Source organism: Bacteroides cellulosilyticus (assembly GCF_020091405.1).
GTDB lineage: Bacteria > Bacteroidota > Bacteroidia > Bacteroidales > Bacteroidaceae > Bacteroides.
In genome coordinates this window covers 3,528,016-3,544,547 of the sequence record NZ_CP081903.1, presented here as the reverse complement: position 1 = coordinate 3,544,547, position 16,532 = coordinate 3,528,016, and the positions used below count along the sequence as shown (strand labels likewise).

At 40.1% G+C, this 16,532-nt stretch carries 13 protein-coding genes; 12 read left to right on the top strand and 1 reads right to left on the bottom strand.

From position 1 onward, the window contains the following. Nucleotides 1-325: 325 nt before the first annotated feature. The 9 genes from K6V21_RS12765 to K6V21_RS12725 all read left to right on the top strand — a co-directional run bounded on the left by K6V21_RS12765 (nucleotide 326) and on the right by K6V21_RS12725 (nucleotide 11,027). Complete coding sequence (locus K6V21_RS12765) at nucleotides 326-2,365, top strand: hypothetical protein (RefSeq protein ID WP_224318790.1); 2,040 nt, start codon at nucleotides 326-328, stop codon at nucleotides 2,363-2,365. A gap of 191 nt (nucleotides 2,366-2,556) precedes the next feature. Further along, nucleotides 2,557-4,299: an O-antigen ligase family protein gene (locus tag K6V21_RS12760; protein WP_309493817.1), complete on the top strand. Its 1,743-nt coding sequence runs from the start codon at nucleotides 2,557-2,559 to the stop codon at nucleotides 4,297-4,299. Between the two features lie 24 nt (nucleotides 4,300-4,323). Continuing rightward, nucleotides 4,324-5,853 (top strand): hypothetical protein, encoded by a 1,530-nt coding sequence (locus tag K6V21_RS12755; protein ID WP_224318788.1) that lies wholly within the window; start codon nucleotides 4,324-4,326, stop codon nucleotides 5,851-5,853. 6 nt (nucleotides 5,854-5,859) lie between these two features. After that, a complete protein-coding gene (locus K6V21_RS12750; protein ID WP_217715657.1) occupies nucleotides 5,860-6,387 on the top strand; it encodes a hypothetical protein in 528 nt (175 codons plus the stop codon). A 207-nt stretch (nucleotides 6,388-6,594) separates the two neighbouring features. Next, nucleotides 6,595-7,122: a hypothetical protein gene (locus tag K6V21_RS12745; RefSeq protein WP_224318785.1), complete on the top strand. Its 528-nt coding sequence runs from the start codon at nucleotides 6,595-6,597 to the stop codon at nucleotides 7,120-7,122. 278 nt (nucleotides 7,123-7,400) lie between these two features. After that, on the top strand, nucleotides 7,401-7,997 hold the full coding sequence (locus K6V21_RS12740; RefSeq protein WP_224318782.1) for a WG repeat-containing protein: 597 nt from the start codon (nucleotides 7,401-7,403) through the stop codon (nucleotides 7,995-7,997). 29 nt (nucleotides 7,998-8,026) lie between these two features. Next, on the top strand, nucleotides 8,027-8,275 hold the full coding sequence (locus tag K6V21_RS12735; RefSeq protein WP_224322037.1) for a nucleotidyltransferase family protein: 249 nt from the start codon (nucleotides 8,027-8,029) through the stop codon (nucleotides 8,273-8,275). A 151-nt stretch (nucleotides 8,276-8,426) separates the two neighbouring features. Then, complete coding sequence (locus K6V21_RS12730) at nucleotides 8,427-9,692, top strand: ATP-binding protein (protein WP_224318777.1); 1,266 nt, start codon at nucleotides 8,427-8,429, stop codon at nucleotides 9,690-9,692. A 54-nt stretch (nucleotides 9,693-9,746) separates the two neighbouring features. After that, nucleotides 9,747-11,027 carry a toxin-antitoxin system YwqK family antitoxin gene (locus K6V21_RS12725; RefSeq protein WP_224318775.1) on the top strand — a complete coding sequence of 427 codons (1,281 nt, stop codon included), beginning with the start codon at nucleotides 9,747-9,749 and terminating at the stop codon, nucleotides 11,025-11,027. Here the strand turns inward: K6V21_RS12725 and K6V21_RS12720 are convergent. After that, nucleotides 11,013-12,899 carry a toxin-antitoxin system YwqK family antitoxin gene (locus K6V21_RS12720; protein WP_224318772.1) on the bottom strand — a complete coding sequence of 629 codons (1,887 nt, stop codon included), beginning with the start codon at nucleotides 12,897-12,899 and terminating at the stop codon, nucleotides 11,013-11,015. The genes K6V21_RS12725 and K6V21_RS12720 overlap by 15 nt on opposite strands. Before the next feature lie 187 nt (nucleotides 12,900-13,086). On the opposite strand from K6V21_RS12720, the gene K6V21_RS12715 reads away from it, so the two are divergent. The 3 genes from K6V21_RS12715 (at nucleotide 13,087) to K6V21_RS12705 (ending at nucleotide 16,516) form a co-directional block, all read left to right on the top strand. After that, complete coding sequence (locus K6V21_RS12715; RefSeq protein WP_224318770.1) at nucleotides 13,087-15,189, top strand: BT4734/BF3469 family protein; 2,103 nt, start codon at nucleotides 13,087-13,089, stop codon at nucleotides 15,187-15,189. A 63-nt stretch (nucleotides 15,190-15,252) separates the two neighbouring features. Further along, a complete protein-coding gene (locus K6V21_RS12710) occupies nucleotides 15,253-15,879 on the top strand; it encodes a DUF5063 domain-containing protein (RefSeq protein ID WP_217715664.1) in 627 nt (208 codons plus the stop codon). After that, nucleotides 15,869-16,516 carry a 3'-5' exonuclease gene (locus tag K6V21_RS12705; RefSeq protein ID WP_217715665.1) on the top strand — a complete coding sequence of 216 codons (648 nt, stop codon included), beginning with the start codon at nucleotides 15,869-15,871 and terminating at the stop codon, nucleotides 16,514-16,516. Before K6V21_RS12710 ends, K6V21_RS12705 begins: the two co-directional genes overlap by 11 nt. Nucleotides 16,517-16,532 lie beyond the last annotated feature (16 nt).

The window sequence follows — 16,532 nt, the reverse complement described above, 5'->3', positions numbered from 1 at the left end:
TTCGTTGGCTGCCTATGTTTCTTTTGTTGATAAGTAATGTTTTTGCATTGCCCACAGCTGTGAAATACGTGCTTCACAGCTATGGATCTGCTGCTTTACAATTATGAAGCACGTATTTCACAGTTGTGGGCAAGCCGAAATAATGAATACAAAGATAAAGGAAAGGCAATGTAAAAGCAAGGAAAAGAGCATATAAATAGCAAGAAAGTAAACACAAGAGATTCGCAAACAAGTTCTACAACTTTTCAATAAAACGAGCGTCGAAATTACCAATTATTTAATTATCTTTGTGTTATCATGCGAATCTGAAAATAATTAGACCGTTATGTTTTCACTAAAAAACATATTTACTTATGTTCTCTATACTTGCTTGTTTACTTCTTGCGGACATTATCCTAAAGAAGTAGAGAGCGCTCTATTATCAGCTGGAAAAAACAAAGAAAATCTAACGGAAGTTTTAGACTATTATAGAAATAGAGACAGACAGAAATACGCGGCAGCATGTTTTCTAATAGCTAATATGCCCTATCACAGGAGTAAAAGTTCGCTATCTATTCCCGCTGCTTACATGGAGTATTTCAAGAAAACCGACTCCATTAACCGGGCAGTACCTAATGCTAACAGTAATGATTCCATACGACAAATATTAGCAGACAAATATTCCACATTGCCTTTACCGGAACAAAAGCCGGGCAAGGAAGACATAGAAATACTGACAAAGGATTTCCTCATTCATACTATAGATGCAGCTTTTGAAGAATGGCATAAATCACCTTTACTAAAGAATCTCAGTTTTGACGAGTTTAAAGAATGGATTCTTCCTTACCGCACCACAGACGAAGCATTAATCAATGACAAGTCAAGTTTACGCCAAATGATGTATGACAAACTATCTCGTAACGGAATGAACGATATACATAAACCAATTGATTTATACAAAAAATACGTAAGGCAGCAACGAGATATAAACAAACGTATCATAGCCAGCGCACATATCGGTATTTATGACCTTTTTATTCCAGCCTTCAAAATGGACTGCCACAACCAAGCAACCATAACATGTAACATTTTCCGGGCATGCGGGATACCTGTTGTATATGAATTCACCCCCCAATGGCCGGATAAAGACAGCAGACATTATTGGTGCAGTTCGCCTGATTCTACGCACACATTCCACCCTTATACCCCTCCTTATAATAATTTAGGAGAAGATTGGGAGTTAAGTTTAAAATATTCAGGTAAAGTATACCGAAAAACATTTGGAGCACAAAGAAATACCCCATATTTCCTCAAGGCAGAAGAGGAGGAAATCCCTGACATTTTCAGCCAACCCACTCTGATAGACGTAACCCCCAATTATCACGTGTGCACAAACATCTCTTTACCTGCACCACCTGCATCTGAAAACAAACTGGCATATTTATCTTTCTTCAACACACAGGGGCTCAACCCTGTAGCCTGGGGACATATCGACCCTAAAAAGCAGGTGGTAGATTATGAAAAAGTCCCTATCAACATGCTTTTTTTCCCTACCTACATGTCAGAGGAAGGGGAACTAACCGAATTTAACACTCCTTTTATATTGCAACAGGATAGTATAACGGGAAAAATTAATAAAAAAGATATTTCCTGCAATCATCAGAACAAGATAAAATTACATTTATTACGTAAATATCCCCATAAGCCGCATCTGGTTAATTACAGAACAAAAGTAAAAGGTGCCTTATTATTGGCCTCCCATGTAAGTGAAGGTCCCTACGACACATTATTCATTTTGCCTGAAACCCCTCCTCCTTATTGGCAAAGATACGAAATTAATAATGAGAAAAAATACCGCTATTATAAATTACAATCCAAAGATATGTCTCCCATTTATATAGCAGAATATGAGTTTTTAGCAAAAAAGCAAGGCTTACATACCTATTCTACACCCAGCCAATTACCTATATTCGATTCGTTATACAACTCTTCTCCTTCAATTTGCCCTTATGTAAAAGTAACAGGAACCCCCATGAAGTCAGGTCCACTTCGCTTGCAGGCATGTGACGGAAATCCGGACACCTTCATTGAATCCTCTTGGTTTGGCATGGAATTCACCACGCCCGTATGCATTAAAGCTTTACAATTATATCCTCGAAATGCCCGTAATGGAATAGAAACGGGCAACAACTACCTATTACTTTACTATGATCAAGGTAAATGGATGGAACATTCCACCGCTCGCGCCACCGGCAACTATCTAGACTTCTATTCTGTCCCCAGCGAAACCATATATTGGTTACGAAATCTGGACCAAGGCAAAGAAGAACTTCCTTTCTTTTTCTACAAGGGGCAACAAGTTTTCATTAACCAAGGATTCCACTAAACCTATTTTTCTATCCTCTAAACATTCAGCTACAAACACAAAAGCAGATAAACATCTATTCCAACATCCATTATTCGCTAAATCAGCTCCAAATTTAACTATATAACACAAATACAAGGCAATACGTTTGCTTCATAATAACCTTCGCTATAGTTTTGCATCCACAAAACATTAACCTTTTTACTTACCAAATGAAAAACACAATAGATTACTTCTCTTCTATATTACTAGGATTGACTATCGTAATATCCGTATCCGGCATCCCTCCCGAAGTATTCGGTCATACCCGTACATCATTCATATTCGGAACATCAATAATGATTCTTCTTACAAGTATTACCGCCTGGAACACATTTAGAAAAAACATAAAACTATCTTGGCAGGATATTCTCTGCCTATACATTCTTACACTTTATCTGATTGATTTCAAGCACCCTGGAAGTCTATGGAATACAGGTAGTTATTGTTTATTGATACTGTATATCACACTACGTTGCTTACGGCAAATACATTACACAATAATTTTCAGCAGCTGTCTTTGCGCAGCTATTTTACTTGCATGTTGGGGATACCTACAATATTTCAAATACATACCATCCAATAGTCAGTTCTTCCTGCTAACAGGACCATTCCACAATCCGGCAGTGCTCGCCATAATGCTCAGTTTACTGTTAGGAGTAATACTGAATGGACTCATATTGTTCTACAGTTCACTGAAAAAATCTTATTACTTTTTCATAATTATAATCACAACCATCCTATTTTGTCTTCCCATTTTAGTGCTCACTTATGCGCGTGCAGCTTATATATCATTGTTTATCTCACTTTTATACTGCTTATATCTACGATTGCCACGGCCTTTCTCTATGAAACACTTAATACGCCTTGGCGGAGTATTACTTTTCATAATCACAACAGCCGGAGCATCCTATTTTCTGAGACCAAAATCGGCTGATGGCCGCTTACTTATATGGAAAGTTAGCTGGCAAATGATAAAAGACAAACCCTTAACAGGATTCGGCAAAGGAGGTTTTGCAGCCAACTACCTGTATTATCAAGCTGAATACATGAAATCATCTGCCTCAAAAGAAGAAAAAGAAGTGGCGGGAGATACCCATCTGGCATTCAACGAACCGTTGCGCATGACTGTAGAGTATGGAGTTACAGGACTGTTAACCTACCTGGCATTTTGTATTTGGACACTCCTCCCTCCGAAAAAGAAAAGTTTCACGACCCTTATATGTAAATCCCTCGTAGCCGGAATTGTAACATGGGGAATGTTTGCTTATCCCGACCAGACGTATTCATTACTCACTTTATGGATTATCAGCATTGCTTTCATTTTAAATAAAAAGAAAACAATAGAACCTCGTACGATTAGAGCAAAAAGCAGAATAACAATGATAGCTATATGCTTCCTTGCTACTTTCCTCTTAAGTGGCAGACTTTGGAAACAATGGCAACCTTATCATAATTTATACCTCCATTCCCAAAGTCCCATCACAGAGAAAGACATGGAGTATCCCAATCCCATCCTTCAAGTTAAAGATAAGATGAAAGACGACATAGGATTCTGCTATGCTTATTGTCTATTTGTTCAAAAAAATAATTTAGATACAGATGTTCTCCCAATCATCCACTATCTTGAAAAAAACTTCCCTTCCCCCAGCTTACTCATGACAAAAGGAGATTGCCTGAAAAAGAAGAATCAGTGGAAAGAAGCGGAAAGCGCCTACAGATTAGCCGCAAACATGATGCCTTCTCTGCAGGCACCACGTGGCAGGTTAGCCTTCTTATATAATGAAACCGGCAGAAGAAAAGAAGCATTAGTGATAGCCCATGAGATATTGACCGAGGATGTAAAAGTGTATGGATTCGATACATTCAGGTTGCATCGCGAACTAAAAAGAATCTTCGAAGATGAGTTTAAATAATTGTTTAATTTAAAAAGAAAATGAATGAAAAACATTGCAAGATGTAAAAAATGGCGTATCTTAGCAGGAATGGCAATCTTAGGGATGCTATTTGCATGTACCGACTACATGCTGCAGGATGCCGGAAATCAGACGACAAAGCCGCCTAAGAACAAAAATGAAGAACTGACAGCATCAGCTGCTCAAGAGTGGTTTGAAAGTAATTATGCACCTGTGGTAGCAACACGGTCGGCAGGAGATCAGGAACGATTGTTCAAGCCTCATTGGGGTGAAGCTAAAGAGTGGAACCGTATGCGTTATGAAGTAGTGGAAACTCCTATTTATACCCAAGGAATGCACATCATACTGGATAGTGAAACTGAAACCCATTGGGAACCGGGAAAGAAAAATAATTTCATCCGGAACAATGTCCGGTTAGTAGTTTTGCGGGATAAGAAAACAGGAAAAACAAGAAGTTTTATTATGACTTTCGTTGGAACTTATGAATATCTGAAGAAAACTCGTACTATCGGAAAGAACGGGTACTTATATCGACAGCCAGATTTTAGTGGCGCCGTACTTTTCCATGAACTGAATGGAGCATTTATTAATGGATGGAGATATGCCGATGGAAAGATAGTTGCAGCAATATCAAGACCGACGGAGAAAAAAGATTCTCTGATTAATTCTTCATCGGTTGCCACACGTGCAGAACATCAAGTTTGTCATGACGTATGTTATCCTGTTTATGATTCATATTGTGATTATTCATACGTTCAATCAGGAGATATGGAATCCGGCATTATTTATGATATAGTAGAGAATTGTTATCCTACTTATTCCGGCAATGAGTGCACGGAGGAATGCTATACCTATGATGACGGACTTGATGATAGGGATGATAATTGGAATGGAGATTATCCGCCGGGGGGAGCAGGAAATCCTACAGAAAAAGAACCGAGCCCACAAATGAAGGTTCTTAATAAAATATATGGTGATAATTCAAGCTTAACAGGCAAAGAAAAGCAACTTTTGGCAGATGCATTAGCTATAATGAATAATGATAAATTCTGGAAAAAAGTATATGACACATTAGATGGGAAAGTAAAAATAACTTTTCGCATAGAACCCCAAATTGAGGGAAAATCATCGGGAAGGTATTATACAGAAGATAAAGCCATTGCATTTCCTAATGATGCATGTATCAATTTCGGAATTGTCAGAGAGGAGTTATTCCATGCTTTGCAACATAACACTTATGGAAAAGACGCTGAAAATCCCGCTAATAAGTTTACCATGGAATTTGAAGCACATGCATTTCCAGATATTGCCAACGCATTGTCTATGGGTGAATTCTCAGAGCAAGGTTCTAATTTATATAGCACCGATCCTTCACAAGAGTTCAGAGATGCAGTTAGTAATCTTATGAATTCCATTTTAGAAAACAAATGTTTTGATGATGAGCAATATATGCTTTACGAAAAAGCAGCCGAGCTATGGTCACCAAGTACTTATACAGGCAGCTTTGACTCCTCAATTCAACCTCAACTATTGTATAACATATTTAAAAAATAATTATTTATGAAAAAATTTACATTAATGTTTATGTTTATCATCGTAAGCATAAACTATCTGTTCGGACAAAAAGAAACAGAACATTTTATATATGAGGACATCTCAACAAATTTCATCCGCATAAAGCCAAAAGGAGAAATAAATAGTGTTTTATCCAAAGGCAGAGCAATGCTCTGGGTTGAAAAGAAAGCAAAAGCTATATATCTAGAAAAAATACTAAAGCCTTTTCAGGAACTTATTAACGAAGGTATTTTTTCTTCTGAAAGGATGGAAGAGCTAAAACAGAAAGGGGAAAAAATTAGAATTGAATTGTATTTCGATGAGACAGGTATTGTATCTTATGTATCTTTTATAATTAAGAAAGGAAACGATACATTACTAACCGATGAAGAATTATACCAGATTCATCAGAAATATAAGACAGTAGTATTTGATGTAGCAGAAACTCCATTTTGGAAATCAGAAAAAGGTACCCCAACAAGCTTCTATAGCGATGAATCTTTTCGGATTCCATTCAAAGATTTGAAATACTAGAATTGTTCAAGTAGAGCTCAATAATGAGCGGAAAAGATTTTTTAAGAGCTAGTGGATGCCACCGTCATAGAGACAGGTGACATCCACTATTATTCAAATATAATTTGAAGAGCAGGTAAACAATGGTCACCAAGTACTTATACAGGCAGCTTTGACTCCTCAATTCAACCTCAACTATTGTATAACCTATTTAAAAAATAATTATTTATGAAGAAATTTACTTTTATGCTTATGTTTATCATCGCAAGCATAAGTTATCTGTTCGGACAAAAAGAAACCGAACATTTTATATATGAGGACATTTCAACCAATCTCATCTGTATAAAGCCAAAAGGAGAAATAAACAGTGTTTTGGCCAAAGGTAGAGCAATGCTCTGGGTTGAAGAGAAAGCAAAGTCCATATATATAAATGAGATACTAAAACCTTTTCAGGAACTTATTGATGAAGGAGTTTTTTCCTCTGAAAGGATAGAAGAGCTAAAACAGAAAGGGGAAAAAATTAGAATTGAATTATATTTCGACGAAACAGGTGTTGTATCTTATGTCTCTTTTATAATAAAGAAAGTAAATGGTACATTACTAACCGACGAAGAATTATATCAGATTCATCAGAAATATAGGGGGTTAGTATTTGATTTGACAGAAACTCCATTTTGGAAATCAGAAAAAGGTACCCCAACAAGCTTCTATAGCGATGAATCTTTTCAGATTCCATTCAAAGATTTGAAATACTAGAATTGTTCAAGTAGAGCTCAATAATGAGCGGAAAAGATTTTTTAAGAGCTAGTGGATGCCACCGTCATAGAGACAGGTGACATCCACTATTATTCAAATATAATTTGAAGAGCAGGTAAACAATGGTCACCAAGTGCTTATACAGGCAGTTTTGATGCCTCGATTCAACTCTTCACGGCGGATATGTTATCTACCATCTGTGTAGGGGAAAACCATGAAGACGAATGTTCCACAATTCATTTTTGGGATTTTAATAAATAAACTTATTACTACGTACCATGAAAACTATAATTATTACATTTTTAATGAGCATCTTATTATCAGATGCTTTATATGCTCAAGACAAGTTATATATGTATTGTCCAAATCCGGAAATAGATGAAACCGCCTGTGGATATGCAGATGCAAACGGTAATATTATAATTCCTGTAGGAAAATATCGCTATCTCTATTCTGAAGAATTTGACAAGATAGCCTTTGTTTCCCTAAAAGAAAAACAAGGAATATTTGCCATCAATCGTTCAGAGGAAATTTTATTTGAGGTTTATGGCTATGACAACGGCCCAGACTACGTATCTAATGGATTGTTCCGGATTATCAGTAATGGCAAAGTCGGGTTTGCCAACATGGAAGGTCAAATTATAATCAAACCAAGATTTACATTCGCTTATCCCTTTCAGGAAAACAACCTCGCCGTATTCAACGAAAACGGAACTATTATCAAAATAGAAGAATATAGTAAATATGAAGGCGGAAAATGGGGCGTCATAAATAAAAAAGGAGAAGTCACCATTCCTGCCATTTATGAAGAAGGCAAAAGGAACCAATTAAAGGAAAAGGGAAAATGGTACAATATTAATGAGTTGAAGAAATAAGAACTGCTTGTATAACATAGACATACGGTATTGAGCAGCTCGCTCTTTTCGGTTCCGCCGCACGGGGCGAACAGCGGGAGGATAGCGATATTGATATCTGTGTGAAGACACATCATTCTATCGACCTCCTCACATTGCAAGACATCCGCGAAGAACTTGAACACCTCTTCCACATCAAAGTAGATTTGTTAAACCTGCACGAGAACATGCGTCAGATGTTCCGGCAAAATATTGACAATGTCCTGCAAGAAAACCCTAAAGAAGGAGAGAAGAAGTAACATTCGGTAGCCAATCAGGCGGATTACAAATCCTAATACTCAATCAGACAGACATATTTATCAGGTACACTTGATTTTCCCCTCAAAAAAGACACTTTTTTCAAGTGTACCTGAAAAATTTCTATTATATTTGTCGGAAACGTATGCACTTATGGACGAAAGATTACAATTACTTGAGAAGTATAATTTCTGGAATGGACAGTTTCCAGATTTAGGATTGATTCGTAAGGAATATATAGACCCGATAGCCAATGCTATGGAAAATCGACTGGTGAAAGTATTAGTGGGACAGCGAAGAAGTGGCAAAAGTTTCATTATGAGACAGTTGATGAATTATCTAATCACAGAGAAACAAGTAGAACCCCGGCAATTATTATATGTAAATTTTGAATTTGCCCCTTTCTGTTTCGTCAGGAATGCAGACGATTTACTCAGTCTTTACCAGTTGTATAGAAAGGAAAAACTGTCTGCCGGGAAAATTTATTTATTCCTGGATGAAATACAGAACATCGCGGAGTGGGAGAAAGCCGTAAATTCTTTATCTCAAGACTATACGGAAGATTGCGAAATTGTGATAACAGGTTCCAATTCGAAGATGCTTTCGAGTCAATTGTCAACATTACTATCGGGAAGATATATCGAGTTTAAGGTCTTTCCTTTTAATATAGAGGAATATGCACTCATTTCTGAAAGAAATGTGAACAAAGATACATACATGGAATTCTTAAAGTCAGGAGGTTTCCCCGAATTGTTTCATCTCAACAATTTTGAAACAAAACGGAATTATATTTCTTCTATCAAAGATACCGTCTTGTTAAGGGACATTGTACAAAGAAACAACATCAAAGATGCCAGATTACTGGAAGATATATTCGGATATCTGGTAAACAATGCATCCAATTTGATTTCAGTGAACAATGTTGTGAATTTCTTTAAGTCCAAAGGGAGAAAAACAAATTATGAAACCGTATCAAATTATATCCTCTATCTGGAAGAAGCAAACCTGTTGCATCGGGCAGAAAGATATAACATTAAAGGTAAAGATATTATTTCGGGAACATGTAAATATTATGCAAACGACTTGGCTTTTCATAACTATTTATATAATGGATATGGAATAGGCTATTTGCTGGAAAATCGTATTTATCTGGATTTAAAAATAGCAGGATATGACGTATATGTAGGAGTGATAAAGGATAGAGAAGTAGATTTTGTTGCTACAAAAGCCGATAGGATTATCTATTTGCAGGTCAGCTATCTGTTGATTGACGATAGTACCACGGAACGCGAATATGCTCCTTTTGATTCGCTTACCGACCACTATGAGAAGTTTGTAGTAACATTGGACGAAATAACATTACCTTCCAAAAATGGGGTTAAACATATCCAGGCATGGAATATCTATAATTATATTTAGCCTGACTGCGATATATATTTGCAAAATATTGGCCAAAAAGATAATCGCACGCAAATGATTCAAAGAATAGTGTTTTTCATCATTACTTCAGCTGTTTATCCAGCGTTGTTTTATGTTATCGTTCCGTGGAGTAACTCATTCAAGGATTTTAGCGAATCAACGGATCCAGCCGGTGGAGGTATGGCCGCTGGATTTTCATTCTATTACGGGTGTCTATTCTCATTCATTATCTGGTTCGTACTCTCAACGATACTCGCTCATTGGTGTGTACGGACATGGTGGATAGGTGTTTTCGCATTAATAGTGGGCGGTGTTTCCATCTTGGCAATAGAAGCTCATAAGAAGGAGCAAGCAAACAATTTACTCCGCCCCTATGAAAGGCACTATGAAAGCGGCATGATTCGCGAAAAAGGATATTATATAGGTCAAAGGAGTGCTGAGAATAAGCACGGCAAAATTACCGGATACTACCCAGATGGAACGGTAAAGTCCGTTGACTCCTACGAAAGAGGTGTACCGCTAGGTCCTTGCGAATCATACTACCCTGACGGCAAACTGATGGTAAAAGGTGAATTCAAAGGCGGTGAGTGGAATAATGGAGAACTAATTGGAATCCAGGACGGAAACTGGATATACTATCGTAAAGACGGCAGTATAGATGATGAACGCACCTACGCCGAAGGTAAACTGATTAGCTCTAAAAACTTTACTCTTTACTTTAATTCAACAAAACTGGTTTGCGTGATTGTCACAGGCAAACCATTTACGGGGAAACTTAATAAGACTGGAATTGTCGGTAAAGCTCTTTTCCCCAATTTATATACCGTACCAGTAAACAATGGCCGGTGTGATGGGGATTTCTGCTCTTATTACACCACAGGAAACGATTTAATCGTCGCTGCAACGGCAACCTACGTTGATGGAGAACTTAACGGTCAACTCAAGAAATATTATCCTAACGGTCAGTTAATGACAAGTGCGGTTTATGTCAACGGGAAAATCGAAGGTAATTATACCTCTTATTATGAAAACGGAGCTCTGGAAGAAGAAACAGAATATTCTGAAGGAAAAAAAGAGGGAGTCTCTCGCAAATATGGTTCGGATGGTAAACTCATACTAATGTATAATTATCATAACGGAGATAAAGATGGGGCATTCCAAAGCTACAACATTAATGATGGTAGTTACCAAAAGGGAAGCTATGAAAAAGGTGAGGTGTCGTATCGTGAAAGCTATCGTGCTGACGGCACACTGATATCTATTTATCAGTGGCGCAACGGTAAATGCATTCGGAGTGATAATTATGACTTAAAAGGTAATTTAGTCCAATATTAATTCAGAAATTTGCTTTGATTTTTCACCATCATAAGTGATACATACCGATGTGTTATTGACTTTCTTTACACTAAAATCGTTCCAATAATAGTTCGGAAGTGTATCTTCGGGAATAAACCGCCTTACATCTACTTCCATCGCTGAGAGATTTTGCAGGTTAAGTAACGTAAGATTACCTTTCGGATTAGTCTTGTCATCCGTATCAAGATATAACAGAAGATTAGCAGATGCATCGTAACCGCTTTCCAAGTACAGTTTATCTTTAAACAAATTTTTCCCGGTACTCTTTTCATACAGGTACAAATATACACTGTATTGAGATTCCCATCTGTCCAACACCAAATAATCATCGAAATCGATTCCACTATAGCGTAAAGCAAACTTTTCTTTGTTGTAGCCACAATACGGATCTTTTTCCATCACATACCCTTCGCCATCCTGCTTCAGAGTAAAAACGTGTATGCTGTCCGGTGACAAGGAAATCCGAAGTTCATATCCATTCTTCAATGAATAAACAGCTTGTACATAAGCATCCGGGGCATAATGCACAGGGGTATCCCCCTCCAGCAACAACTCTTCAAGCATTCCATTTTCATAGTAACTTTTGTAATACACCTTTTTATTGTTTTTATAGCACCCTTCTTCCTGCAAAGCCCCACTCTCGTAGTAACATTCGTAAGGACCTTCTTTTTGAGAATTGCGATAAATATATTCTGATTTAAGTCCGCCATTATCATAGTATTCCCAACTGGCACCATCAGTTTCCCCTGTGTCATATTCCGATTCGCGTACCAATACACCGTCTTCATTCCACCAGCGGGCAATACCATGGCGTTTTCCATCTACATAATGGCAACTATATCTGCAAGTTCCATGTGAGGCTGTAACAACGGACTCTTTGTCATAGCTATAATATTCCCCCTCCAGTTCATCATCCTGATAGCAGGCTGTGACAGATACTTGACCATTCGGATAATAAGCTGTATACTTGCCCTCATTCTTACCCATAACGGCAGTTCCCTCAGCCGACATTTGTAAGCCTGATGAATCATAATAACCACTCCAGGCGCCATCAAACTTTCCGTCTATGATTTTTCCTGTATAGTAAAACGGAATAACATAGTTGTCCACAATGGCAGTTTTGTCCAATTCGCCCGTAAAAGGCTGACGATTCCCTATATCACAGACAATGTGTCTACCGTTTTGAGACTTCAACCAGCAGAGTTTATAATTTTTAGACCCCGAAAGAATTCCTTCATCATACGTCCGCTCGTCGTCCAACGTTCCGTCTTCGCGATAAAACAGCCATTTACCAAAGCGGTAGCTGTCATATTCTCCACGTAAAGAACAGTAGATTTGGATACCCTTTGCCGCCAGTTTTCCATTGTCGTAGTATTCGCAGTATTCCCCGTTCATTTCACCCTTCTTCCAGGTTTCTGTCCGGTCTATATGCCCGTCTTCTGCGTAGTAAGTGATTATACCATGCTTGGAGTGAGCACGGTTTCCGATTTTAACTCCTTCTTCCCTAAGCTGACCTGAGGCATAATATTCTTTATAATGACGGGTTCTGTTGGATTCGATATAGGATTCTGCTTCGGGAAGGAACCAAATAAGGAAAACTCCCAAAACCAATGCAGGAACTGCATGACATACACAATGCAGCCATTTATAAGAAATTATAAAACTGAAAATTAATACTATAACACAAGCCACTACACATCCAAAAAGATATGTAAAAGCCCGCCCCATTGCATTTCCGGCAGCATCTCCTCCATCAAAAGTTTGTAATCTGACGAGGCATGGCATGATAACAAATGTAATCAATGGATAGATTGCAATGTTGATGATATAGAAAACTAGTTTGTCTTTCATTCCTGCTATTTATTTTGTTCGTATGTATTGATAAAAGCCGACAATTAAAGAATTTATCGTAAATCGGAGGCGCAATGTAAATAGAAAATGCTGGATGTGCAAGAAAAAATAAAGAAACACTTTGCCCACCGGCTTTTTTGCCGTAACTTGCGCCGTCTTTTGAAGACAGTAACTAAAAATAACCACGATGAAACTAACCCTTATACGCACCGACCGTGAAACCGGCAAAGAATCTTTCAGTACCCTTGAAGCTGAAACCTTGATAGAGAAAATAAAGAAAGAGAACAAAGCAGCGCATGTATCAGCCCTGCGCCACCTCATACCTATGCTGCAAGGAACAGATAACCACTATCTGAACATAGATAAATTACCCCGCATCTATCCCGCCGTGGAATATGCCCGCACCAAAGACGGAGAACACCGGGTGAAGATTTACAACGGACTGGTACAGATTGAAGTCAACCACCTGGCAGGTATCACCGAAGTGGAACAGATAAAGCAACAGGCTTCCCTGCTGCCTCAAACCTTTGCCGCCTTTTGTGGAAGCAGCGGACGCAGTGTAAAGATATGGGTGCTCTTCGCCCTGCCCGACGGCTCATTCCCTAAACATGAAAGTGAAATGGCCCTGTTTCATACCCACGCCTACCGTCTTGCAGTAAATTGTTACCAACCCCTGCTGCCCTACTCCATCACCCTAAAAGAACCGTCGCTCAACCAGAGTTGCCGCATGACGCTGGATGAGCAACCTTATTATAATCCGGCTGCCATCCCCTTCTGCCTAGAACAACCCTTCGCCATGCCCGGCGAAACCACTTTCAAGGAACAGAAGCAGGCGGAAACCAATCCACTATTACGCATGCAGCCCGGCTACAGTTCATCGGACACCTTTTCCATGCTCTTTGAAGCGGCACTCAACCGTGCATTCGACGGACTGACAAACTGGAAGCGGGGTGACGACCTACGCCCGTTGCTGACACGGCTTGCCGAGCACTGTTACAAAGCAGGCATCCCCGAGGAAGAGGTAGTCCGGCAAACCCTGATGCATTATTATCGCGAAGCGGACGAGCCCGTAATACGTGCCGCCATACATAATCTTTACCGTGAATGTAAAGGTTTCGGCACCCGCAACAGCATGACCGCCGAACAGGACACAGCCTTCCGCCTGGAAGAGTTCATGAACCGCCGCTACGAATTCCGCTACAACACCGTGTTGGGCGAGCTGGAATACCGCCAGCGCGACTCCATACACTTCCAATTCCGCCCCGCCGACCAGCGGATACGAAGCAGCATAGCGTTCAATGCCCTAAAAGAAGGTATCCGGGTATGGGACCGCGACATAGCACGCTACCTTACCTCCGACTATATCCCCCTCCATAATCCGGTAGAAGAATACCTCAACGACACCGGGCGCTGGGACGGAAAAGACCGCATCCGTGCCCTGGCCGACCTCGTTCCCTGCGAAAATCCGCATTGGAGGGAATTGTTCTACCGCTGGTTTCTCAGTATGACGGCCCATTGGAGGGGACTTGACCGGCAGCACGGCAACAGTACATCGCCCCTACTGGTAGGCGCCCAAGGGTATCGGAAATCCACGTTTTGCCGCATTCTTTTACCACCGGAACTGCGTTTCGGCTATACAGACAGCATCGACTTCAAGAGCAAACAGGATGCCGAACGAAGCCTGGGGCGCTTCTTTCTGATCAACATCGACGAGTTCGACCAGATCAGCGTCAGCCAGCAAGGTTTCCTGAAACATCTGTTGCAAAAACCCGTAGCCAACCTGCGGAAGCCATACGGAACCGCCATTCAGGAGATACGCCGCTACGCCTCCTTCATAGGCACCAGCAATCAAAAAGACTTGCTGACCGATCCCAGCGGCAGCCGGCGCTTCATCTGTATCGAAGTAACCGGTCCCATCAACACCAATGTCACCATCAACTACCGCCAACTCTATGCCCAGGCCATGACTGCCATTTCGCAAGGTGAACGCTACTGGCTGGACGACACCGACGAGGCCATTCTGAAACAGAGCAATCAAGAGTTTGAACAACCTACTCCATTGGAACAACTCTTCCTGTGCCACTTCCAGGCGGCACAAACAGAAGACGAAGGAACGTGGATGACACCGATGGAAATACTTTCCTTTCTCCAGAAAAAGACTAAAGACCGATTAGCCATCAACAAAGTCGCGTACTTCGGGCGTGCACTTCGCAAACTTGGAATCAGCAGCCGGAGAAGAAACCGGGGAACGGAATATCACGTAATAATAAATGAAACGGCATTTCAGTAAAATGCAAATAAATTTGCTACTGCACTCGGTTTACACTATCTTTGCGTTTCAAACCGAGTATATATGAAAAAAGAAAGCCAAGTGATATTCGACCGTAATGTAGTGGAATTCGTCACCGTAGCTGCTGAATTCTGCAAATTCCTGGAGCAGGCGGAAACGATGAAACGTGACACATTTGTCGATACCTCATTAAAGATACTTCCGTTGCTCTACCTCAAGGCGGCCATGTTGCCCGAAACAGAAATAATAGGCGACGACGCTCCTGAAAGCTACGTAACGGAAGAAACGTATGAAGTGCTCCGTATCAACCTTGCCGGGATTCTTGCCGAAAAAGATGACTATCTGGACGTGTTCATACAAGATATGGTTTATAGCGACCAGCCTATCAAGAAGAATATTTCCGAAGACCTGGCAGATATTTACCAGGCCATCAAAGATTTCATTTTCGTCTTCCAGTTGGGATTGAACGAAACAATGAACGACTCCCTGGCTATCTGTCAGGAACAGTTCAAAGAATACTGGGGGCAAACCCTGGTAAACACACTTCGCGCATTGCACGACGTAAAATACCGCCAGTCTGAAGAGGACGAACCGGAAGATGATGATTTTGAAGATGAAGGAGAAAGTGATTGTCATGGCCACGATCATGGTCATTGCGATTGCGAAAAAGACTTAAATTATGGTTATTAAAAAAACGATTAAAAAGGAAGATATCAAAGAGATGCCCAAAGTACTCTTTCCGGGACGAATACATCTTGTACAAACCCCCTGGGAAGCGGAAAAAGCTGTGACTTATCTTAAGAAGTATCCTCTGTTGGGAATTGACAGCGAAACCCGCCCGTCATTCACCAAAGGGCAATCACATAAGGTAGCCTTACTGCAAGTATCCTCTGCAGAAGACTGCTTCCTTTTCCGCCTGAACCTTACCGGCCTGACGCTTCCGATTATTTCATTGCTGGAAAGTCCGTCAGTTACCAAAGTCGGCCTTTCGTTGCGTGACGACTTTATGATGCTGCACAAGCGCGCTCCTTTTGAACAACGTTCCTGTATCGAGTTGCAAGAATATGTCCGTATGTTCGGCATACAGGACAAGAGCCTGCAAAAAATCTATGGTATCCTGTTCGGTGAGAAAATATCCAAATCACAACGCCTCTCCAACTGGGAAGCTGAGCATCTGACCGAACCTCAAAAGCAGTATGCAGCTACCGATGCATGGGCATGCCTCAATATATACAACCGATTGCAGGAATTAAAAGTTACCGGTGACTATGAATTGGAACCGGATGAACCGCTTACCAACCAGGAATCATTAATCACTAACCCATAATTGCTAATCACTAATC